We start from the raw sequence: 20,862 nt of genomic DNA, 5'->3' as shown, positions 1-20,862 counted from the left end.
TCAGTACCGGTCGTCGTTGTCGAAGTCGAGATCGGCGTAGGCGCCTGGATCCAGATCGAGGTCGAAGCTGCGGTCGATCAAGCGCCAGGTACAAACTGTCCGGGCAGTCTGAAATGACCTATTCGGCCCGGCGCAGCCCCGGCGTCGCGAGCAACTGGCCGTCACGCAACACGGCGAGAACATCGATGGGAAAGCGCTCGGTCATTTCGTTCAGCGTCGCCTCGCCGCCAGCCACGATCGCCGTCGCGAGCACGTCGGCCGTAACGATATCGGCGGCAAAAACGCTCACCTGGCGAAACGGCGACGGCTCACCGTTCAACGCCGTCCAGATGTGCTCGCCGCGTTCCGCGCTGCCCGAGGTGGCCACGGCTCGAAGCGGATGCCGCAGCGGAACGCTCGCAATCACGTCACCCCGATCGAATGGATTGACGATCGCCACGACCCATTCGAGGTGCTCGGTCACCGCGGCCGGCGCCGCCACTCGATGCCCGGTCGGCATCGCACTGTCGGCGGACTCCCACGCCTCAAATCGTTCGCCCGGCTGACCACTGACCAGCACGTCACCGCCGGCGTTGATCGACCAGTCGGCGAAGCCGCTCGCGATCAGGGCCGCCCCGGCTTCGGCGATGGCGAGCGCCTTGACCACCCCGGACAGGTCGATCACGCCATCCGCACGATGCGGAGTGAATACGCCCCGGGTGCGATCCCGCCAGTCCAGCGCGAGGGCGTAACAATTGCGCAGGCTCTCACTCGCGTCGGTCAAACGGATGTCCCCGCGCGCGACCCGAGACAGCTCCGAGTCGTCTCGGTAGAGGCTGAATTGCTGATCCCAGCGCCGAAACACTGTCTCGACCAGGTCACCGGCAGCGGTATCGGCAGCGAAATCGCCGAGTCGCAAACTGACGACGGTGCCCATCGTTGCAAAGGTGAGCGCGGGCATCCGGTCAGAGTCGCGGCACACGGCAGGCACCTAGAACCCGGCCGTATCGAGGGCCGACTGCAGCGACCGCAGGTAGCCCTGGGTCGTGTAGGTGGCGCCACTCACGTTTTGCACGCTCGCGGATTGGGCCGCGAGCACCTCGGAGCGCAAGATCGGCGCGGCCTGGTTACTGATGGCAACCGATCGGCCGCCACGGTTGGTCAGTTGCAGCGGAGTGACCTCGGTGATCGCCCCGTTGACGATCGTCACGGACACCTGCATGTTGCCGAACTGGGTGGCGACGACCGAGCCGGTGAAGCTTCCCGATTGCGACGATGCGGTCGCCGCGGTGGCTGCAGCCGCGGCCGCGTTGGCAGCTGCGTCGGCCGCGGCTGTTGCTGCTGCCGCCGCATCCGCTGCTGCCTTCGTCGAGGCAGCGGTGTTGGCGGCATCGGCCTGGGCTTGGGCTGTGGCCGCAGCGCCGGCGGCCGCTTTCGCGGTCGCTGCGGCCTGGGCGGCGGCATCCGTTGCGGCCGAGGCGGCGGCGGCTGCGCCGGTACCGGTGGCTGCGGTCAGGCTCTGCGAGGCGTCGATAGCCTGCGAGCCGAGCTGCCAGCCGATGCCGACGATCGAGACGGAGGCCAGTGCGGCCAGTGCTACGGCACGTGCTCTCACCAGTCAAACCTTTCGTAGTGGATCTGCTTCTTGGGGACCCCGCCGGCGCGGGCGTCTCGCACAACGGCGTCGGTCCACGGGCGGGGACCGCAGATGTAGATATCGCAGTGGAGCAGTTCGGGCACGATCTTGCGCAGGGTGATGCCGGCGCGGGCGGCATCCGCTGGCAGCCAGGTGCTCACGCCCTTGGGACGTTTGCCGGCGATGATGCGCAGTTCAGCGCCGCGCACCCGGCACAGGTCGGTCAGCTCGTCGACGAGGTAAGTATCGCCGAGGCTGTGCGAGCGCAGGAGCACGGTGGCGTTGCCCGGCGCGAACGATACCGTTTCCAGCAGCGAGCGGATGGGGGCGACGCCGATGCCGGCGGCGATCAAGACGACGCGGGGCGATGTGCGAGCGTTCTCGGTGAAGAGCCCGTACGGGCCTTCGAAGCTCACTCGCGTGCCGCGCTTCAGCTGGGGAAGCTGCTGCGAGGCATCGCCGAGACTGCGCACCGTGATGCGCAGTCCGCGCTCGCTCGGCGCTGACGACAGGGAGAAGGGGTGCGCCTGCCACCAGAGTCCGTGGGACCAGAACCGCCAGACGAAGAACTGCCCGGAGGTCGCCCGGAGTTTGTCCAGCTGCCGCCCGGTCAGTGTGATGGAGACCACGCCCGGAGCGATGGCGTCGACCCGGTCAACCACGAGGCGATGGCGCAACGACCGGGTGACCGGCAGCAGAAAGCGAAACACGATGATGGAGCCGGCAACCGCCACGTAGAGGGCGAGCCAGTAGTAGCGGGCAATAGCCCCCTCGCTGAGCAGGTTGCCGACGCTCAGCTGGTGCGGGATGGCGACCAGAACCGAGAGGTAGGCGAGCAGGTGCACTGCGTGCCAGGCCTCGTAGCGAAATTTACGGCGCACGACCACGAGCGAGGTGATCACGACACCGAGCATGAGCGCGAGGCCGAGGAAGGCGAGCGGCATGTCGGGCAGGGTCGTAAGCATGTTCCAGACCTCGACGAACACGTTCACGTTTTCGGCGAGGGCATAGCCGGTGATGAGCAGCGCCGCGTGGCCGAGGATGAGATAGAGGGCGGGCTTGCCGAGCGACTGGTGCACGGCCATGGCCTGGTCGTGTCCGAAAGCGCGGTCGATCGGGGGCAGCCGCGCGGCCAGCACGAGCATCACGAGCAGCAGGTCGGTTCCGACCAGTCCGGCGACGATTCCGAGCGAGGTGAAAGCGTCGGCCGGAGCGGAGAACTTGGCTGCTCCCCCGTCGGCGAGAAAGATGGCGATGACGATGGCGACCGACGCCACGCAGAGAATCTGCAGGCTGTCGGCGAGGCGCATCCGCTTCTGGTAGGCGGGGTGCTGCAACGCCGTACGGGTGCGGCGTGTGGGCGCCTGGCCGGTTCGGTTGGTGCGCGTGTCGAGGCTCATGAGTAAAGCATCGACCGGGGGGCCATAGAACAGCTATCGATAACCTGTGAACAGTCTGTGTGTCGTCAATGCCTGTTTTTCAGCCGGACCCGCGCCCGCACGAGCAGCACGATCACCAGGGCGAAGACGCTGCCCAGCACGGTCTCGAGCACGCGATCGACCAGCAGCGCCGGAACCGGTACCGGGCTGGTGAGGTGCACCACGGTGAGGGCGAGCGGGGTCACGAACAGCAGGGCGGCGCCGTAGTCTCGGCCGATCCGAATCTCGGCGCCGAACTGGCCCAGGGCGATGTCCAGAATCAGCACCGCCACTGGCGGACCGGGCAGCAGATGATCGCGAGCATGAGCGTGCCGGCAACGGTGACCGTGCGCAGCCGCACCCGGTAGAGGGCTCGTTCCGGCCGAACAGCGCTGTCATGGCGCCGAAGGCCGCGTAGGCGGCCCAGTCGAGCTGGCCGGTGAGCACGAGAACGGTGAGTGGCAGCGCGGCGGCGACCGCTGCCCGGGTGGCGACCTCGAACTGGAAGGAGCGTAGGGAGAGCGCCCACTGCCTCAGGGATTCGGGCTGGCGCAAGGAATCGGGCTGGCCCGGTTCCGGCCCTGGCGCGGGTTGAACGGGGTGCTCGCTAGATCTTTTCGATCGGGGCGATCTTGATCAGCAGCTTCTTGGCGCCGGCCGTGTCGAACTGCACGTGCGCGATGCGTTTGGTGCCCTCGCCGGTGACCTGATTGACCCGGCCCTCGCCGAAATCGTGATGACGGATGCGGTCACCCGCCGCGAGCTCGAGGCTGCCGTTGTCGCGCACGGTGCCGGTGATCTTGTTGGCCCACTCGGTCTTCGGCTTGCCCGGCGGCAGGCCGGCCGGCTTCGCGCTGTTTCCGTAACCGCTGCGCCCGCCATAGCCGTCGCTCGACGAACCTACGGAGTTTCCAAAACCACCGAAGCCGCCGTCGCGCCGTGCGTTGAGGGCGCGCGGCTGGGTGCCGCCGCGCGAGTTGGCCATGCCCGGCGACTGCTTCCAGTCGATCAGCTCGGCCGGAATCTCCTGCAAGTACCGGCTCGGCATGGCCACGTTGATGTCGCCGAACTGCGCGCGGGTCATGGCGAGCGAGAGATAGAGCCGTTTGCGGGCGCGGGTGATGCCCACATAGAACAGGCGGCGTTCCTCGGCCGGTCCGCCGGGCTCGTTCGCCGACATCTGGTGCGGCAGCAGACCCTCCTCGACACCGGTGAGGAACACGGCCTCATATTCGAGGCCCTTCGCGGTGTGCAGGGTCATCAGTGAGACCGTGCCCGAGGCGTCGTCGAGGTCGTCGGCCGCGGCGACGAGCGAGACCTGGGTGAGAAAGTCGACCAGGCCGCCATCGGGGTTCTCCTTGTTGAAGTCCTTGGTCTGGGCGACGAGTTCTTCGATGTTTTCGGCGCGCACTTCGTCTTGCGGGTCGCGGCTGCCGCGCAGCACGGCGAGCAGTCCGCAGCCGTTCAGCAGAAATTCCAACACCTCGCTGACGTTTGCGGCGCCGACCGGCACGCCGTCAGCGGTGACCGAGGTAGGCACAAGCATGAGCGCGGCGGCGTCAAGCAGTTCGGCGAGCTTGAGAATGGCGCCGGTCACCTTCGGGCCGAGGCCAAGCGCTGCGGAGTTGCGCATGGCCTGTCGAAAGGTGAGGTCGTTGTCGTCGGCGAAGCTGGACAGCCCGGTCTCGGTGGCCGGGCCGATGCCGCGCTTGGGGGTGTTCAGGATGCGGCGCAGGGCGAGTTCGTCGACCGGGTTGGCGACGGCGATGAGGTAGGCCAGGGCATCCTTGATCTCGGCCCGCTCGTAGAATTTGGTGCCGCCGACCACCCGGTAGGGAGTGGCCGAACGCACCAGGATTTCTTCGAGCGCTCGGGTCTGCGCGTTGGTGCGGTAGAACACCGCCATGTCGCGGTAGGCCATGCCCGCCGCGTGAAGAACCTGGATCTCGTCGGAGACGAACTGGGCTTCGTCGTGCCCGGAATAGGCGGTGAAGCCGACGATCTTCTCGCCGTCGCCGCCGGCACTCCACAGCTTTTTGTCGGTGCGGTCAAAGTTGTGACCGATCACGGCGTTCGCCGCCGAGAGGATGTTCTGGGTGGACCGGTAGTTCTGTTCGAGCAGAATTACCTTCGCGCCGGGGTAGTCCCGCTCGAATCCGCTGATATTGCGGGTGTCGGCGCCGCGGAAGGCGTAGATCGACTGGTCGGAGTCGCCGACCACGGTGAGCGATGCTCCGGGGATGGCGCCGCTCGCGTCGCGCAGGTTGCGCACGTGCACACCGTCATCGTCCATCTCTTGCGCGAGCTCGGCCGTGACCGGCCGGGTGAGCTCGTGCACCAGGGCGTACTGGGCGTGGTTGGTGTCCTGGTATTCGTCGACCAGCAGGTGCCGAAACCGGCGCCGGTAGAGCGCGGCAACCTTGGGGAACGCTCGGAACAGGTAGACGGTCTCGCCGATGAGGTCGTCGAAGTCGAGCGCGCTCGCGGCGCGCAGCCGGGCCGAGTACTGCCGAAAAATCTCGACGAACATGACCTCCTGCGGGTCGCTCATGTTTGCGTTGCGGGCGTAGGAGTCCGCGTCGGCGAGCTCATTCTTAAGCTTGGAGATCTTGGCGCCGGCCGAGCCGGGGGTGAACCCGTAGGTGTCGGCGTCGAGCCCCTTGATGATGCGCTTGAGGGTGACCTTGGTGTCGGCCGAGTCATAGATGCTGAAAGTGCTCGACAGGCCGATCTTCTCGGCTTCGCGACGCAGGATGCGCACACAGGAGGAGTGGAACGTGCTGATCCACATACCGTCGGACCCCTGCCCGAGAATGGCGTGCACCCGCTCGCGCATTTCGGCGGCCGCTTTGTTGGTGAAGGTGATCGCGAGAATCTGGCTCGGCCAGGCGTCGCGGGTCTCCAGCAGGCTCGCGACCCGCCGGGTGAGCACACTGGTCTTGCCCGAGCCGGCACCGGCGATGATGAGCAGCGCCTGCCCGCGGTATTCGACCGCCTCTTTCTGCTGCGGGTTGAGCCCGTCGAGCAGGGGGCTCTGCCGGGTGCCTTCCGTGCCCGCACGTCCCTGTGCCGCGTCTCCAGGCGAATCGAGAATGATCGGCGTGGCCGAACGAGTGGCGGTTGCGGGCGCGGATTCCGCGTTAAGAGGTGTGGTCATGTCGGTTTCCAGTGTAGGCGAGGCCCCTGACAGCAGATCTGGTCAGGGCAGCTCGTCCCGCACGTGCACGGCCAGATCGGGGTGGTCGGCGAACACTCCGTCGATGCCCGAACCGAGAATCACCCGAAACTCCGACTGCCAGTGGCCGAAGTCCGCCTTGCGGGTGCCGCTTCGAAACGACTTCGCCAAAAACCTGTTCTCCGGGCGCAGTGTCCAGCAGTAAATCTCCAGCCCGGCCACGTGGGCGTCGTCGACCAGAGCGGATGCCCCGACCACGTCACCAGCGGCATCCGTTTCGAGAATGAGCGACTTCGGAACGCTGATGCCGTCGATCCCGTCAGAACCGGCGGCCAGGTTCGCGAGCCCGGCAATCGTGAGGTGATCGGCGTAGGACACGGCGCCGGCACCGTACTCCGCCGGCTGGTCAGCCGGGTGCCCCTGGTCTTCGAGCAGAAAGATGCGCCTGCCGCGCACGCCCTCCGCGCGCACCTGGGCGAGCACGGTCGGTTCGAAGCTCTCCACGGTGAGCCGGTCGATGTTCCAGCCGGCGGCGGAGACCTCGGCCGCGAACAGTTCGGCCAGCGGCAGGTCGAGGGCGGCAAAATAGCTGGCATGCTTAATCTCGGCGACAATCCCGAGCACCCGGTCGGTCTGCTCGGCCGCGGCGTCGACGAGGTCGAACAGGTCGCGCAGCCGCAGAATCGGCTGCTGGTCGTCGAAGGTTGTATTGCCCTGCCGCAGGGCGGGCAGCCGTTCCCGGGCGCGCAGGGTGCTCAGTTCGGCCCAGGTGAAGTCTTCGGTGAACCAGCCGGTGACGGGCTTGCCGTCAACGTGTTTCTGCCGGCGGCGAGCGGCGAATTCGGCGCGAGTGGCGACATCCGTTGTGCCGGAGATCTCGTTTTCGTGGCGAATGACGAGCACGCCGTCGCGGGTTGCCACCAGGTCGGGTTCAACGGCGTCGGCTCCGAGCGCGAAGGCCAGGGTGAAAGCGGAACGCGTGTGCTCCGGCCGGTGGCCGCTCGCCCCGCGGTGGCCGATGACGATGGGTCGCATGGTGTCAGGCTAACCCCGCAGGCTACCGGTGCCGGCAAAACGGATGCGGGCACCGGTAACGCTCGCAGCGAAATGAGTGCGAAACACCGCCGAAAATGCTGCAAATCGGCTGATCCCCGGTGCATTCGATCACGCTCTCGGGTACCGTGGAGGGAGCGCTGCACCAGGCGCTGCGTGCCGGTTCGACCGCGCATCCCACACCACCAGCTGATTGTGAGTACAGCACCCCATGGCATCCTCCAACCCCGCTTTCTCCCGCAACGAGGCGTTCGGCCCTCGCGGCGCAGTGGCGTCGTCGCAGGCCCTCTCGGACAACGATCTGCAGTCGATGTACAACCGGCCCTCCGCCGGTGCTCAGGACACCGAACGCATGACCTACGAAGACACCATCACCAAGACCGGCCTCGGCTTCGCGCTGCTGGTCGTCGCGGCAATGATCTCCTGGGTCGCCACGCCGGTGCTGCCGTTCCTGTTCATTCTCGGCGCCATCGTCGGTTTCGTGCTCGGCCTGGTCAACACCTTCAAGAAGGAGCCGTCGGCTCCGCTGATCCTCACCTTCGCCGCGGCCCAGGGCCTGTTCGTCGGCGGCATCTCGCGCGTCTTCGACGACATCTACCCGGGCGTCGTGGTGCAGGCGGTTCTCGCCACCCTCGTCGTGGTCGGCGTCACCTTGGCCCTGTTCAAGAGCGGCAAGATCCGCGCCTCGAAGAAGGCCACCAAGATCTTCCTGGTCGCCATGATCGGCTACGCTGCGTTCTCGCTCATCAACGTGGGAATGATGATCTTCGGCGGCACCGACCAGGCTTTCGGCCTGCGCAGCCAGAGCATCAGCATTCTCGGCTTTGACATCAAGCTCGGCATCCTCATCGGCCTGCTCGCGGTGCTTCTGGCCGCGTACTCGCTCGTGCTCGACTTCGACTTCATCCAGAAGGGCGTCAACAACCGTCTGCCCCGCAAGTACGGCTGGACCGGCGCGTTCGGCATCATCATGACCGTCGTCTGGCTCTACGTCGAAATGCTGCGCATCTTCGTGCTCACCCGCGAGTAGCAGTACGCAGAACAACCGGTGGGTCGATCCTGGTGGATCGGCCCACTTTTTGTGCGTCCACCCCGGCCGTTCACCCGCACCGGCCATACTGAACCGGTCGGCCACGGAAGGATCACATGACTGAGCTCGAATTCTCCGATCTGGTCTCTCTTCAGGCCGACGTTGAATCGCTGCGGGCGCACCTGCTGCTCGCCGAGGTGCGCCAGGCCGACGAGATTCTCGCCGTCGCAGCACGGCACACAGCCAGTGCAACCAACCTCGTGCACTACGTCGAGCTGCGAGCCCACGATCTGCGCGATCTTCAGGCGCGTCTCACCAATCGCGGTCTCACCTCTTTGGGGCGCACCGAATCAGGCGTTCTCGCGAGCGTTGACGGACTGCTGCGAACGCTGACGCTGCTGATCCCTCAGGTCGGCGCCGTGAATCCCGTCTACGCTCCCGAGGTTGAGCGGCCGCCCGACGGCTCCGCCCTCCTCACCCACAATGCCGCGCTGCTGCTCGGTGCTCAACCCGCGCAGCGGTCAACGCGCATCATGGTGACCCTGCCGAGTGAATCGGCGACCGACGCCGCCATGGTGGCGTCCATGCTCGAGAGTGGGATGGACCTGGCCCGCATCAACTGTGCGCACGACGGTCCGACCAGTTGGGCCGCGATGATCGCCAATATCCACTCCGCCGAGGCGGCAACCGGTGAGCGCTGCCGGATTGCCATGGATCTTGGCGGTCCGAAGCTGCGCACCGGCCCCATCACGCCCGGCCCAGAGGTGATCAAGGTCAAGCCGATCCGATCCCCGACCGGTGCCGTTCAGAAACGCGGTCTGGCCTGGCTCGGAACCCGACCCGACAACGCGGTCGCGCTCGGGGCACCCGTCATTCCCATCACCGATTCGAGCTGGCTGGCCCGGCGCCGGGTCGGCGACGAAATCCACCTCGTCGACACGCGCGGGGCCCACCGCACCCTCACTGTCGAGCAGATCTTTTCAGACGGATGCCTCGTCTCCCTCCCCCAAACTGTCTACTTCGGACCCGGGCTGGCCCTGGCCGCCGCGCGGGACGAACGAGACGTGGTCGCGTTCGTTGGCACCCTGAATCCCACCGAGCAATTCTTGCTCGTGCACCGTGGTGACACCCTGATCCTCACCGCGGACCTCAGCCCGGCAGACGTCACGACCGATGGGACACACCGAATCGGCTGCACCCTGCCTTCCGCTTTTCTGGAAGCGCGACCCGGTGAACGAGTCATGCTCGACGATGGCAAGATCGGCGGGGTCATCGTTGCCGTGGCCGCCACCGAAATAACGGTCGCGGTGCACCATGCCAGCCTTGTTGGCACAAAACTGCGCGCTGAAAAGGGCATCAACCTGCCCGATACTCATCTTTCCATCTCGGCGCTCACCGAGCAGGATGAGGCCGACCTGGACTTTGTGCGAGCACACGCCGATATCGTCAACATGTCCTTTGTACGAAGTGCCGACGACGTGCGAGACCTGCTCTCACACCTCAAGGGCAACCCGGAGCTCGGCATCGTGCTCAAGATTGAGACCGTCGCGGCGTTCGAGGCCCTACCGCAGATCCTGCTTGAAGCCATGCGGTGGCAGGGTGTCGGCGTTATGATCGCCCGCGGCGACCTCGCCGTCGAGGCCGGTTTCGAACGGCTCGCCGAGGTGCAGGAAGAGATCCTCTGGCTGTGCGAATCCGCCCACGTGCCGGTGATCTGGGCAACGCAGGTGCTCGATACCCTCGCCCGCACCGGTTTGCCATCTCGCGCCGAGGTGACCGATGCCGCCATGGCCGAACGCGCCGAGTGCGTGATGCTCAACAAGGGCCCGTTCATCGCCGACGCAATCTCCATGCTTGCGGGAATCCTCGGGCGCATGCAGGGTCACACCGACAAGAAACGCAGCCTGCTGCGACGACTGCGTGCCTGGGATCTCGATGCCCCGGATGCCACAGCCACCGCAAGTCCCGCCGGCCAGGCATCCCCCCAGCGTTCGTGAAACCCGGCGCTTTTTCGTACCGTGCACACGTCACACTGTGGTTGGCTTAAGCAATGAGTTTCACTGACCTGCACCCGCTGCTCCCCCTCGAAATCAGCGGCTCGAATGCCACGTTCGGCTACATTGGCAGCGCCATCGTGCTGCTCGGCCTCGCCTGGGTGGTCGTGCTCGCCATTCGCCGATACCTGAAAGCTCCCAAGGACTGATCCAGCGGATGCTCGCGTGCGGGCCCGCCCGCGCCGCCACCCCCGCCGTTACCCGCGCCGTCACCCCGCGTTCACCCCGTGAGCGCGCCCGCTATCGGTAGCCGCTACGCCGGTTACCGTAGCAGCTACCGATAGCGGGCGCGGCCACGGAGGTGGATACGTTCGTGCGGGGATATCGGAGCTCTGGCGACGATGACGGCAGCGATCGAGCCCAGCACGATGACGATCCCGGCGATCTGAATCAGGCTGAGGTGCTCTCCGGCGATGGTCCAGCCGAGCAGGATCGCCACGATCGGGCTCAGCAAGCCGAGGAATGCGATCGTGCTGGCCGGCAGGCGCGCAATGCCGTGAAACCAGGCCACGTAGGCGAATGCGGTGCCGGCCACGGACAGATACACGTACCCGGCGATATTGGTCGCGGTCAACGGAGCGGCGGGGATGCCCTCGATCAGGAGCAGGACCGGCAGAAGAGTGAGCCCGCCCGCGATGAGTTGCCACGATGTTGTCGCCAGAAGGGATGCCGGCTGCCCCCATTTCTTGGAGAGCACGATGCCGAGGGCCATGCACAGTGTGCCGGCGAGCGCGGCGAGAATTCCGATGGCATCGAGCCGCGCCTGCGACTGCAACACGATGAGGCTCACCCCGAAGGCTCCGGCGGCACCGCTGCCGAGCACCCGCCCGCTCAGCCGTTCGTGCAGCACGCGGCTGGCGAGCAGGGCTACGACAAGGGGCTGCAAACCACCGACGATGGCGGCCACGCCGCCGGGGAGACGATAGGCCGCGATGAAGAGCAGGGCAAAGAACGCCCCGATGTTGAGCACACCGAGCACCCAGGACTTCCACCACCATGCACCGCGCGGCAACCGGCGGCACAGCATCAGAAGCAGAAGCCCCGCCGGCAGCGCCCGCAGGAATGCTGCGAGCAGCGGTCGGTCCGCCGGCAGGAACATGGTCGTCGTCAAGTAGGTGGTTCCCCAAAGCACGGGAGCCAGGGCGGTGGTCGCCAACAGGACATATCGATTGCTAAGCACTTAGCTAGTATAGCTAAGTGCTTAGCCATTGCTAGGGTGGACCCATGGCAGACCAGGTGGATCGAATCCTTGAGCAATGGCAGGCCGAGAAGCCCGAACTCGACGTCTCCCCCATGGCCGTTATCGGCCGCTTGAGTCGCACCGCGCTGGCGGTCGACTCGCGCCTGGCCGTCACCTTTGCGCGGTACGGGCTGGACGCATCCGTTTTCGACGTGCTCGCCACGCTGCTACGCAGCGGCGCGCCGTATCGCGTCAGCCCGGCAGCCCTGGCCCGAGATGCGATGATCTCGTCTAGTGCGGTGGCCCAGCGTCTGAACAAGCTGCAGTCGCGAGGGCTGGTCAGTCGTGCGGCCAATCCCGACGATGGCCGGGGCACCCTCGTTGCACTCACGGAGGCCGGCAGGCGACTCATCGACGCCGCTCTAGCCCCGCACGTGGAGACCGAACGCACCCTCATCGCCGGTCTCAGCAGAGAGGAGCAGGCGACTCTCGTGGGGCTCCTGCAGCGGATCAGCGCCGCCGCAGCGCACGACACCTGAGCCCTTCGACGAGCACCCGATGCCGCATCGCGGCCTGCCGGTACCACTACGACGACTAGCAAGATATCGCTTACCCGGCCGTTTTCACGTAAATCCGTTCGCGGTGAGGCCGCGCGTCAGCGGCGCGGGCGCGCTGCCAGCTCCGTCGCCGTCGTAGTGACCAGCAGCACCAGGGAAACGGGTGCCCAGATCATGCGCTCCAGCCGGCTCGGCGTGAGAGTGTTCAGCACGACTCCCACGGCCAGCAGCCCGACCGCCGTCCACATGACCGCCGGAACGGCCTGGCCGGGCACCACCCGCCTCACCTCGTGGCCACCGCGACGCAGCACCACGAGCGCGATCACCGCCCACACAACGGATGCGACGGCGCTGCTCGCGCGCATCCGCTTGGTTGGGTGCTCGGTCGCCCCGCCATAGGCCGCCCGACCCCAGGGAGCTCCGAGCGCCAGCGCGAGCTGAAATCCCGCGAGGGCCGTCAGGAACACAGCGCCGACGCCGGACGACACCCGGGCGATTGAGGAGGACGGTAACCGAGTCATGCCGCCGATCTTAGGCGTATTCGGATGACCGCGCCCGCTACGGGGGGGGCGCTCCCTCTATTACTGGCGCGCCCACCCGTAGCGGGCGCGCCCACGAACGGATGCGCGGGCACGTCCACACAAAAAGGGCCGGCTCTTCAGAGCCGGCCCTTCGCTATGTCGGGATCACTCCCACTCGATGGTTCCCGGCGGCTTGCTCGTGACGTCGAGCACCACGCGGTTCACCCCGTCGACCTCGTTGGTGATGCGGTTCGAGATCTTGGCGAGCAGATCGTAGGGCAGACGGGTCCAGTCGGCGGTCATGGCGTCTTCGCTCGACACCGGGCGCAGCACGATCGGGTGTCCGTAGGTGCGGCCGTCGCCCTGCACGCCCACCGAGCGCACGTCGGCCAGCAGCACGACCGGGCACTGCCAGATCTCACGGTCGAGACCGGCGGCGGTCAGCTCGAAGCGCACGATCGCATCCGCCTGGCGCAGCAGGTCGAGGCGTTCTTGGGTGATCGAGCCGACGATGCGAATGCCGAGCCCGGGGCCGGGAAACGGCTGACGCTGCACGATTTCGGCCGGCAGGCCGAGCTCGGCGCCGATCGCCCGTACCTCGTCCTTGAACAGGGTGCGCAGCGGTTCGACCAGTTCGAACTTGAGGTCGTCGGGCAGGCCGCCTACGTTGTGGTGGCTCTTGATGTTCGCGGTACCGCTGCCGCCGCCGGATTCGACGACGTCGGGGTAGAGCGTGCCCTGCACAAGGAACGCGATGGGGTCGCCGTCAGTTTCCTTCGATTCGAGAACGAGTTCGGCCTGAGCCTGCTCGAAGGTGCGGATGAACTCGCGACCGATGATCTTACGCTTGGTCTCCGGGTCGCTCACACCCTTGAGCGCCACCAGGAACTGCTCACGCACGTCGGCGGTGACCAACCGGATGCCGGTGGCCTTGACGTAATCCTCCTCGACCTGGCGGCGTTCATCCTGGCGCAGCAGGCCGTGGTCGACGAAGACGCAGACGAGCTGGTCGCCGATGGCCTTGTGCACGAGGGCCGCGGCGACGGCGGAGTCGACTCCGCCGGAGAGCCCGCAGATGACCTTGCCGGTGCCGACCTGCGCGCGAATTTTCGCGACCTGCTCGGCGATGACGTTGCCGCTGTTCCAGTCCGGGTTGATGCCGGCGGCGCGGTGCAGAAAGTTCTCGAGCACGTGCTGTCCGTTTTCGGAGTGCTTGACCTCGGGGTGCCACTGCACGCCGTAGAGCCGCTTGGCGTCGTTGGCGAACGCGGCGACCGGGGTTGAGACCGAGGAGGCGAGCACGGTGAAACCGTCGGGGGCGGTGGCGACCGAGTCTCCGTGGCTCATCCACACGGTCTGGCTGTCAGGCTGGTCGGCGAGCAGCACGTTGTCGCCGTTGCTCACGGTGACCGGGGTCGAGCCGTATTCGCGCGCGCCGGTGTGGGCCACGGTGCCGCCGAGGGCGGTCGCCATCACCTGAAAGCCGTAGCAAATGCCGAGCACGGGAACACCGAGCTCGAAGATCGCGCCGTCGAAGGCGGGGGCACCCTCGGCGTAGACGCTCGACGGCCCACCACTCAGCACGATTCCGCGCGGGTTCTTGGCGAGCACCTCGGCGGCGGTGATCGTGTGGGGCACGATCTCCGAATAAACGGATGCCTCGCGCACGCGCCGGGCGATCAGCTGCGCGTACTGCGCACCGAAGTCGACCACGAGAACGGGGCGATCGAGCCCCGAATCGGCGGGGGCGGCATCCGTTGCGGGATTGGTCGTGGTCATGCTTGAGCCTGAGCCTTCTCGGCAATTGCCGCGGTTTCTTCGGCGTTCTCGGCGAGGAAGCGCTTCACCGTTCGGGCGACGGGAACTTCGACGATGAACGACAGGGTGGGAACGACGCCGCCGAGGGCGATGAGCACGAAGCGCCAGAACGGCCAGCGCATGAGGCTCCACAGGCGAAAGTCGGCGAACAGGTAGAGCACGTAGAACCAGCCGTGCGCGATCAGGATGCCGGTGCTGAGGTTGACGGCCGCGACCGTGTCGGTCGGAACGAGGGCGAGGAAGCCCTGCGCGCCGCCGAGTTCGATCTGGTGGCCGAAGCCGTACTTGATGACCATTTCGATGCAGAGCAGCAGCAGGAAGACACCGGTAATGGTCGATGACACCTGGTACAGCCGGAGCGCACCGGGGATTCTGGAAATATCGGCGGGCTTGGGTTGACGAGGCATGTGCCTAATTCTAGGCGAGCGCGCTCGACGCTTCCGCTGCCTCGGCGTCTTCCTGCTCGCGCTCGAGGGCGTCGCGCACCAGTCGGTACCAGAGGAAGACGGCGAATCCGGCGAAGACGACCCACTCGATGGCGTAGAAGATGTTCAGCCAGTTGAGCGACTGGTCAACTTCGGGCACCGGGGAGTCGATCACATCGAGGCCGGCCGGAGCCGCCGCGTCGACGATATAGGCGGAGTAGACCGATTCGTCGGAGAAATCCGCCCATAGATTGATGAGAGCGGATGGCGCGACCTTGGTCAGCTCCTTCGAGTCACCTTCCGGGTCGGGCAGCTCAGGGGCCTCGCCGGTGAGGAAGCGTCCGGTCAGGGCGACCGGGGTGTTTTGCGGTGCACTCTGGAGCGTGGCGATGACGGCTTCGGCCGTGGCTTTGTCGGGAGCCCATCCGCGCGCGACGGCGATGCTGACGGCGGCATCCGTTCGAAAATGACTGACCACCCAGAAGCCCTCGGTACCGCCGTTGATGCGGGTGGTGATGAGCGTCTCGTCTCCGGGTACCCAGGTGCCCTCGGCGGTGACCATCTGGCCCGTTGCAACCTGCGTCACTCCGCCGTCAGGCTGCGCCACTTCAGCGAGCGGCTGCGCCTGCTCGGTGGTTCGCTCCACAACCACGCCGGACTCGATGGCGCGTTCCAGCTGCCAGTTCCCCAACAGGGCGAAGCCAGCGGCAATGCCGAGGGCAAATAGCAGTGCGGCCACCCAACGGGGGCGCAGCATCATTCTGATCACGAATAGTCACCTGTGTGGGATTCTCGCCCGGGTTTACGTGCCGGTTTGTCGGTCGTGTCATCGGGTGGTGGGGAATGCTGGCCGAGAGCGAAATCGGCCATGGGATCCAGACCGGAATCGGTCGGGTGGGAGCGTTTCACTGTATCGATCCCCGGGTGGGAATTGGCCGAGTCGCGCTTGGAAGCACGGCGGGCGAACTCGTCGGCGTCGGCGGCCTGGGCTGCGGTCGCCGCCTCGACGAGGGCGATCTCTTCCTCGAGCATCGGGTTGCGCGGCGCACGGGTGGCAGCGGATGCCGGCATGCGGCGGCGCAGAATCGACCCGATCTTCTCGGAATTCGCAGCGAACAGCGGGCCGAGGATCGCCATGACAAGAACGTAGAGGCCCGCGAACGGCTGCAGCCTCGGGTCAAGCCCGGCCGACACCGACAGGGTCGCCAGAATCAGCGTGAACTCACCGCGGTTGACGAAGATCGCCGCAGTGTTAAGGGCTTCACGCGGCCCCATTTTGTGCAGCCAGGCCAGCAAGGCGCCCGACAACAGGCTGAGCACGAAGGTCATCACGATTGCGATAAGAACGACGCCAATCACCGATCCGAACTGGGCGATGTCGAGGGCCAGACCGAAGTTGAGAAAGAAGAAGGCCGCGAAGATGTCCCGCAGCGGCACGGCCACGCGTTCGATCCTGGCGCGGTAGCTGCTCGCGCCGAGCACGACGCCGATCAGGAAGGCGCCGATCGCGTCGGTAACGCCGATGATCTCGCCAATGCCGGCGAACAGCACCACGAGGCCGAAGAACAAAATGGTGAAGAGTTCGTCGTCCTTGGTACGCATGAGGCGCGACACCACGCGCCCGCCCCAGCGGGCGAGCGAGAACATCGCCACGAGAAACAGGAACGCGATGGAGAGTTGCAGAACGATCGGCCAGATCTCGGTTTCGCCGCTGAGCACGACGGACACGATCGAGAGGTAGATCGCGATGAAGATGTCACCGACGACGGTCACCCCGAGAATCATCGGCGTCTCTTTGTTGGCGAGGCGGCGCAGTTCGATGAGCAGTTTGGTGATGATCGCACTCGACGAGGTTCCGGTCATTCCGGCGATGACGAGCGCTTCCCGCGGTCCCCAGCCCACGAGCAGGCCGAACGCGAAGCCGGCGCCCATGTTGATGAGAATCCAGGAACCGCCGGAGATCATCAGGGTTTTGGCGTTGCCGAAGAATTCTTCCTGATCGAATTCGAGGCCGAGGCTGAACAGCAGCAGAATCAGGCCGAAGACGGCGATGAGTTCGATATCGGCGGATTGAAAGTCAAGGGGGAAGAAGTCGGTGTTCGGGCTCGCCAGAACACCGACGATCATGTAGATCGGGATGGTGGGAAGCCCGATCAGCTTGCCCAGACGGCCAAGAATGTAGGCGACGACGAGCAGGATGCCAAGAACGAGGAGGTCTTCGCCCAGGTGCATCGTTTACCCCCCGGGTGGAGCGTCGACGGTCTTCGCCTTTACTTCACCGGTGCGAAAGAATGCGAAGGCCTTAACGACCTTCTCCGGCGACCCAGCGACGACGAGGGTGTCACCGGGAAAAACCTTGAAGTCGGCGGCGGGAGCCGGGTTGGCGGATTCGCCGCGCACGACGGCGACCACGGTGAGTCCGGCGATGCCGCGGTCGGCAGGATTGCCGAGCGCCTGCCCGGCGATGTGATCTTCATAGTCCACGGTGAACCAGTCGATGCTGAGGCCCGGAATCTGGTCGAGGGCGCTGAGCGACTCGGTGATCTGGGTGCCGCCGAGCAGTTCGGCGAGGGTGTGCGCCTCGTCTTCGTTGAGCCGGAGCGAGACCTTGCTCGCGTCGGGGCCGCCCTCGTCGTCGGCGAAAGTGATGAGGTCGCTGTGGCCGGAACGGTGGGCGATGACGCCGACCTTGCCGCCGTCATCCGTGATGAAGGTGTGCAGCACACCCACGCCGGGAAGTTTGACCCGCCGAACATCAACCATTGTCATGACTCCTGAGGTTTAGGGGCAGTCCCCTTATTCTACCGGAGCCGCTTTTGCCGTGGCGCCGTCGCATCCGCTTGCCGCATGCGCGTGTGAAGCGGATGCGCGCGCCCGAAACGGGTAGCCGCTACGCCGGTTACCGTGGCGCGCACCGGTATCGGGCGCGGCCATCCCTCGGACCGGTCGAGTTCTCCACAGATTGCTGCCGGGTGGTCCGACCGCGTTCGCCGCGTGCCACGCTCACGTCATGACTCTCGCATTCGCAGCCGCGCATCTCTCGCTCGCTGCCATCACCAGAGCGGATGGCCTTTTGCTGCGCTCCGAGGCGGTGGCCGTCGGCCTCGAGCAGGAATTGCGTCGCGATTTCTCGCAGAAGCGCATTTTCCGCCTGCGACACGGCGTGTATATGAGCACCATTCTCTGGTCAACGCTGAAGCACGACGCGCGTTACCTCGCCCGCATTCGCGCCTACGCGGCGATCAGTTCCGAAGCGCCGGTGTTCTCACACCATTCCGCCGCGGCGATCTGGGGGTTGCCGCGGCCGGTCGACTGGCCGACGGATGTCCACGTCACCGTTCCACAGGCATCCGGTGGCCGATCGCGTCACGGTATCGTGCGGCACACCGTGGAACACCAGCCGCGTGTCGTCGAGAGGGCCGGGCTCCTGGTTGCGCCGGTTTCCGAAACGGCGATCGAGATGGCACGGATTCTCCCCTTTTCGGATGCCGTGGCGATGATGGACCGCGCCATCCACATTCCGCGCTGGGGCGACAGCCTGGCCACCCGTGCGGAGTTGGAGTCCGCCCTCGAGTCCCTCAACGGACCAGCCAGGGTCAAAGGACGTGGGGCTGCACTGAGAGCTGCGGAGTTCGCCTCGACCCAATCGGGCTCGGGCGGCGAGTCGATCAGCCGCGCCAACATCTTTCTGCTCGGATTCGCGGCTCCCGAACTGCAAGTGCGCTTCGACGACGCCGCAGGATTCATTGCCTTCGTCGACTTCTTCTGGCGAACCATCAACAAGGTCGGTGAGTTCGACGGCCTCGGCAAGTACCTCAAGGACGAGTACACCCGCGGCCTCACCACGGCCCAGGTCGTGATGGCAGAGAAGGACCGCGAGGACCCCGTGCGGGCGCTCGGCCCCACTTTTGCGCGCTGGGACTGGAAGATCGCCCGCGACCTCATCGTGTTCGGGCGGTTCCTGACCGGGCACGGCATTCCGCGCGCCCGGTAGTCTCTCTCGCCGGCCCCGACGGACCGCGCTCACCCTGAACCTCATGGCCGCGCCTAAAATGGGTAGCCGCTACGCCGGTTACCGTAGCGCGCACCCAGATCGGGCGCACCCACGCTTTCGCCCGACTCGACCACCGGGTGACTGCGCCCGAAACGGGTGACCGCTACGCCGGTTACCGTAGCGGCCACCAATATCGGGCGCGGTCATGGTTCGGGCGCGCTCCGCCCGGGCGCGGGGCGCGGGAACGCGAGCCCCGGCGCCTAGTTGGTGACCATGATGTCGGGGGCCTCGAGCCGCACCCGGTCGGCGGATTCGTCGTTGGGCTCCTCCTGCGAGGCCCGCTCGGCGGCGACCCGGGTGAGGTAGAAACCCACCTCGCGGTCGATGCGCTCCTGATCCCAGCCCAGCACCCCGGCCATGAGCCCTGCGGCGACCGGCGCGGCCGAAACCCCGCGGTCCCAGGCTTCGATCGAGATGCGGGTGCGGCGGGCGAGCACGTCTTCCAGGTGCAAGGCTCCCTCGTGCGAAGCCGCGTAGACGACCTCGGCACCGATGTAGTCATCGGCCCCGGGCAACGGTTCGGCGAGCGCCGGGTTGGCGCGGATGAGGTCGAGCAGCTCATCGGTGAGGGTGCCGTAGCGGTTGAGCAGGTGTTCCACCCGCACGGTGTGCAGCCCGAACGCTCTGGCGATCTTGCCGCGCTTGTTCCACGCAGCCTGATATCCCTCAGCCCCCAACAAGGGGATGTCCTGGGTCGCCGACGCGGGAATGCGGCCGTCGAGGGCCGACGCCGCGGCATCCACTGCGTCTTTGGCCATGATGCGGTAGGTGGTCCACTTGCCGCCGGCGATCACGACGAGGCCGGGCACCGAGTGTCCGACGAGGTGTTCGCGGGACAGCTTGGAGGTCTGGTCACTTTCGCCGGCCAGAAGCGGACGGAGCCCGGCATAAACACCCTCGACGTCTTCGCGAGTGAGCGGCACGGTCAAAACCGAATTGATGTGCTCAAGAATGTAGTCGATGTCGGCTGCCGTCGCCGCTGGATGCGCCTTGTCGAGGTACCAGTCGGTGTCGGTCGTGCCGATGAGCCAGTGCCTGCCCCACGGGATCACGAACAGAACGCTCTTTTCGGTGCGCAGCAGAAGCCCCATCGCGCTCTGGAACCGGTCGCGCGGCACCACGAGGTGCACGCCCTTCGACGCGCGTACCTTGAAGGTGCCGCGTTCGCCGACCATGCGTTGGGTGTCGTCGGTCCAAACCCCGGTGGCATTCACGACCTGCTTGGCCCGCACGTCGAAGCGTTCGTCGGTCTGCAGGTCGTGGGCGCGCACGCCGACGACGCGCTCCCCCACCTTGATGAAGCCCTCGACCCGCACCCGGCTGGCCGCGTGGGCGCCGTAGAAGGAGGCCGTGCGCACGAGCGACGACACGTAGCGGGCGTCGTCGACCTGGGCATCGTAGTAGGTGATGCCGCCGACCAGTGCGTTGTTGGCGAGGCTCGGAATGAGCTTCTGCACCTGGCCTTTGGACAGGTGGCGGTGGTGCGGCACGCCGGGCGGGCGACCACCGGTGTGGGAGAAGATGTCGTAGAGCAGCATGCCGGCACCGATGTAGAGCCGTTCGGTGAATCGTTTTTTGAGCGGGTACAGAAACCGCACCGGTTTGACGAGATGCGGCGCGATGCGCTGCAACAGCAGCCCCCGCTCGGTGAGCGCCTCACGCACGAGGCGGAAGTCGAGCTGCTCCAGGTAGCGGATGCCGCCGTGCACGAGCTTGGACGACCGGCTCGACGTACCCGACGCCCAGTCCCGCGCCTCGAGGATGCCGACGCTCAGGCCCCGGGTGACGGCATCGAGGGCTGCACCGGCCCCGACGATGCCGCCACCGACGACGAGAATGTCGAGCTCTTTCTCTTTGAGCTTGGCGAGAGCGGCGACCCGCTCCTCAGGCCCCAATTTTGTGGACCGGGTGACCGAATTGTGGGAGGCCATTGCTGCTCCTGTTCAGACTCAGTGTTCAAAG

General features: G+C 66.3%; 19 protein-coding genes. 5 read left to right on the top strand and 14 right to left on the bottom strand.

The features are described 5' to 3' along the window. Nucleotides 1–118: 118 nt before the first annotated feature. From BMW72_RS03690 to BMW72_RS03665, 6 genes are all read right to left on the bottom strand, one after another. Nucleotides 119–961, bottom strand: coding sequence for an FAD:protein FMN transferase (locus tag BMW72_RS03690; protein ID WP_241983942.1), 843 nt, complete (start codon nucleotides 959–961; stop codon nucleotides 119–121). A gap of 9 nt (nucleotides 962–970) precedes the next feature. Continuing rightward, nucleotides 971–1,594, bottom strand: coding sequence for an FMN-binding protein (locus BMW72_RS19185; protein WP_241983941.1), 624 nt, complete (start codon nucleotides 1,592–1,594; stop codon nucleotides 971–973). Next, nucleotides 1,591–3,015, bottom strand: a complete 1,425-nt coding sequence (locus BMW72_RS03680; protein WP_241983940.1) for a ferredoxin reductase family protein — start codon at nucleotides 3,013–3,015, stop codon at nucleotides 1,591–1,593. The genes BMW72_RS19185 and BMW72_RS03680 overlap by 4 nt, the downstream gene beginning before the upstream one ends. A gap of 65 nt (nucleotides 3,016–3,080) precedes the next feature. Beyond that, nucleotides 3,081–3,341, bottom strand: a complete 261-nt coding sequence (locus BMW72_RS03675) for an FUSC family protein (protein ID WP_255576171.1) — start codon at nucleotides 3,339–3,341, stop codon at nucleotides 3,081–3,083. A 299-nt stretch (nucleotides 3,342–3,640) separates the two neighbouring features. After that, nucleotides 3,641–6,190 carry an ATP-dependent helicase gene (locus tag BMW72_RS03670; RefSeq protein ID WP_092107357.1) on the bottom strand — a complete coding sequence of 850 codons (2,550 nt, stop codon included), beginning with the start codon at nucleotides 6,188–6,190 and terminating at the stop codon, nucleotides 3,641–3,643. 42 nt (nucleotides 6,191–6,232) lie between these two features. Beyond that, nucleotides 6,233–7,243 carry a glycerophosphodiester phosphodiesterase family protein gene (locus BMW72_RS03665; RefSeq protein ID WP_092107355.1) on the bottom strand — a complete coding sequence of 337 codons (1,011 nt, stop codon included), beginning with the start codon at nucleotides 7,241–7,243 and terminating at the stop codon, nucleotides 6,233–6,235. A 229-nt stretch (nucleotides 7,244–7,472) separates the two neighbouring features. On the opposite strand from BMW72_RS03665, the gene BMW72_RS03660 reads away from it, so the two are divergent. The 3 genes from BMW72_RS03660 (at nucleotide 7,473) to BMW72_RS18635 (ending at nucleotide 10,494) form a co-directional block, all read left to right on the top strand. After that, entirely contained in the window at nucleotides 7,473–8,291 is an 819-nt protein-coding gene (locus BMW72_RS03660; protein ID WP_092107353.1) for a Bax inhibitor-1/YccA family protein, read from the top strand. Nucleotides 8,292–8,407: 116 nt separating this feature from the next. After that, nucleotides 8,408–10,288: a pyruvate kinase gene (locus tag BMW72_RS03655; protein WP_092107351.1), complete on the top strand. Its 1,881-nt coding sequence runs from the start codon at nucleotides 8,408–8,410 to the stop codon at nucleotides 10,286–10,288. A gap of 53 nt (nucleotides 10,289–10,341) precedes the next feature. Further along, entirely contained in the window at nucleotides 10,342–10,494 is a 153-nt protein-coding gene (locus BMW72_RS18635) for a hypothetical protein (protein ID WP_166787741.1), read from the top strand. Between the two features lie 125 nt (nucleotides 10,495–10,619). On the opposite strand, the gene BMW72_RS03650 is transcribed toward BMW72_RS18635, so the two are convergent. Then, nucleotides 10,620–11,525, bottom strand: a complete 906-nt coding sequence (locus tag BMW72_RS03650) for an EamA family transporter (RefSeq protein ID WP_092107349.1) — start codon at nucleotides 11,523–11,525, stop codon at nucleotides 10,620–10,622. Nucleotides 11,526–11,569: 44 nt separating this feature from the next. On the opposite strand from BMW72_RS03650, the gene BMW72_RS03645 reads away from it, so the two are divergent. Continuing rightward, nucleotides 11,570–12,064: a MarR family winged helix-turn-helix transcriptional regulator gene (locus BMW72_RS03645; protein WP_092107347.1), complete on the top strand. Its 495-nt coding sequence runs from the start codon at nucleotides 11,570–11,572 to the stop codon at nucleotides 12,062–12,064. Nucleotides 12,065–12,180: 116 nt separating this feature from the next. Here the strand turns inward: BMW72_RS03645 and BMW72_RS03640 are convergent, their stop codons facing one another. The 6 genes from BMW72_RS03640 to BMW72_RS03615 form a co-directional block, all read right to left on the bottom strand. Continuing rightward, a complete protein-coding gene (locus BMW72_RS03640; RefSeq protein ID WP_134361059.1) occupies nucleotides 12,181–12,603 on the bottom strand; it encodes a hypothetical protein in 423 nt (140 codons plus the stop codon). A 165-nt stretch (nucleotides 12,604–12,768) separates the two neighbouring features. Next, nucleotides 12,769–14,382 (bottom strand): glutamine-hydrolyzing GMP synthase, encoded by a 1,614-nt coding sequence (gene guaA, locus BMW72_RS03635; RefSeq protein ID WP_092107343.1) that lies wholly within the window; start codon nucleotides 14,380–14,382, stop codon nucleotides 12,769–12,771. Beyond that, nucleotides 14,379–14,828 (bottom strand): DUF3817 domain-containing protein, encoded by a 450-nt coding sequence (locus tag BMW72_RS03630; RefSeq protein WP_092107341.1) that lies wholly within the window; start codon nucleotides 14,826–14,828, stop codon nucleotides 14,379–14,381. The genes guaA and BMW72_RS03630 overlap by 4 nt, the downstream gene beginning before the upstream one ends. A 10-nt stretch (nucleotides 14,829–14,838) precedes the next feature. Next, a complete protein-coding gene (locus tag BMW72_RS03625) occupies nucleotides 14,839–15,606 on the bottom strand; it encodes an SURF1 family protein (protein WP_092107339.1) in 768 nt (255 codons plus the stop codon). 5 nt (nucleotides 15,607–15,611) lie between these two features. Further along, nucleotides 15,612–17,078: a cation:proton antiporter gene (locus BMW72_RS03620; RefSeq protein WP_092107337.1), complete on the bottom strand. Its 1,467-nt coding sequence runs from the start codon at nucleotides 17,076–17,078 to the stop codon at nucleotides 15,612–15,614. 3 nt (nucleotides 17,079–17,081) lie between these two features. Continuing rightward, nucleotides 17,082–17,615 carry a cation:proton antiporter regulatory subunit gene (locus tag BMW72_RS03615; RefSeq protein WP_233193339.1) on the bottom strand — a complete coding sequence of 178 codons (534 nt, stop codon included), beginning with the start codon at nucleotides 17,613–17,615 and terminating at the stop codon, nucleotides 17,082–17,084. A gap of 241 nt (nucleotides 17,616–17,856) precedes the next feature. On the opposite strand from BMW72_RS03615, the gene BMW72_RS03610 reads away from it, so the two are divergent. Next, complete coding sequence (locus BMW72_RS03610) at nucleotides 17,857–18,840, top strand: hypothetical protein (protein WP_134450383.1); 984 nt, start codon at nucleotides 17,857–17,859, stop codon at nucleotides 18,838–18,840. Between the two features lie 260 nt (nucleotides 18,841–19,100). Here BMW72_RS03610 and BMW72_RS03605 read toward each other — a convergent pair whose 3' ends face one another. Next, nucleotides 19,101–20,831 (bottom strand): glycerol-3-phosphate dehydrogenase/oxidase, encoded by a 1,731-nt coding sequence (locus BMW72_RS03605; RefSeq protein ID WP_092107331.1) that lies wholly within the window; start codon nucleotides 20,829–20,831, stop codon nucleotides 19,101–19,103. Nucleotides 20,832–20,862: the final 31 nt, after the last annotated feature.

Origin of the sequence: Cryobacterium luteum, assembly GCF_900110125.1 — a bacterium.
GTDB lineage: Bacteria > Actinomycetota > Actinomycetes > Actinomycetales > Microbacteriaceae > Cryobacterium > Cryobacterium luteum.
Note: the sequence above shows the minus strand (reverse complement) of the source record. Positions and strands in the feature narration are given on the sequence as shown.

Bases quoted from the DNA above. Each gene is read 5' to 3' on its own strand.
- BMW72_RS03660 (WP_092107353.1), top strand. From the start codon at position 7,473: ATGGCATCCTCCAACCCCGCTTTCTCCCGCAACGAGGCGTTCGGCCCT.
- BMW72_RS03615 (WP_233193339.1), bottom strand. From the start codon at position 17,615: ATGACAATGGTTGATGTTCGGCGGGTCAAACTTCCCGGCGTGGGTGTG.
- BMW72_RS03680 (WP_241983940.1), bottom strand. From the start codon at position 3,015: ATGAGCCTCGACACGCGCACCAACCGAACCGGCCAGGCGCCCACACGC.
- BMW72_RS03670 (WP_092107357.1), bottom strand. From the start codon at position 6,190: ATGACCACACCTCTTAACGCGGAATCCGCGCCCGCAACCGCCACTCGT.
- BMW72_RS03610 (WP_134450383.1), top strand. From the start codon at position 17,857: ATGACTCTCGCATTCGCAGCCGCGCATCTCTCGCTCGCTGCCATCACC.
- BMW72_RS03605 (WP_092107331.1), bottom strand. From the start codon at position 20,831: ATGGCCTCCCACAATTCGGTCACCCGGTCCACAAAATTGGGGCCTGAG.
- BMW72_RS03655 (WP_092107351.1), top strand. From the start codon at position 8,408: ATGACTGAGCTCGAATTCTCCGATCTGGTCTCTCTTCAGGCCGACGTT.
- BMW72_RS03625 (WP_092107339.1), bottom strand. From the start codon at position 15,606: ATGATGCTGCGCCCCCGTTGGGTGGCCGCACTGCTATTTGCCCTCGGC.
- BMW72_RS03620 (WP_092107337.1), bottom strand. From the start codon at position 17,078: ATGCACCTGGGCGAAGACCTCCTCGTTCTTGGCATCCTGCTCGTCGTC.
- BMW72_RS03630 (WP_092107341.1), bottom strand. From the start codon at position 14,828: ATGCCTCGTCAACCCAAGCCCGCCGATATTTCCAGAATCCCCGGTGCG.
- guaA (WP_092107343.1), bottom strand. From the start codon at position 14,382: ATGACCACGACCAATCCCGCAACGGATGCCGCCCCCGCCGATTCGGGG.
- BMW72_RS03645 (WP_092107347.1), top strand. From the start codon at position 11,570: ATGGCAGACCAGGTGGATCGAATCCTTGAGCAATGGCAGGCCGAGAAG.
- BMW72_RS18635 (WP_166787741.1), top strand. From the start codon at position 10,342: ATGAGTTTCACTGACCTGCACCCGCTGCTCCCCCTCGAAATCAGCGGC.
- BMW72_RS03665 (WP_092107355.1), bottom strand. From the start codon at position 7,243: ATGCGACCCATCGTCATCGGCCACCGCGGGGCGAGCGGCCACCGGCCG.
- BMW72_RS03640 (WP_134361059.1), bottom strand. From the start codon at position 12,603: ATGACTCGGTTACCGTCCTCCTCAATCGCCCGGGTGTCGTCCGGCGTC.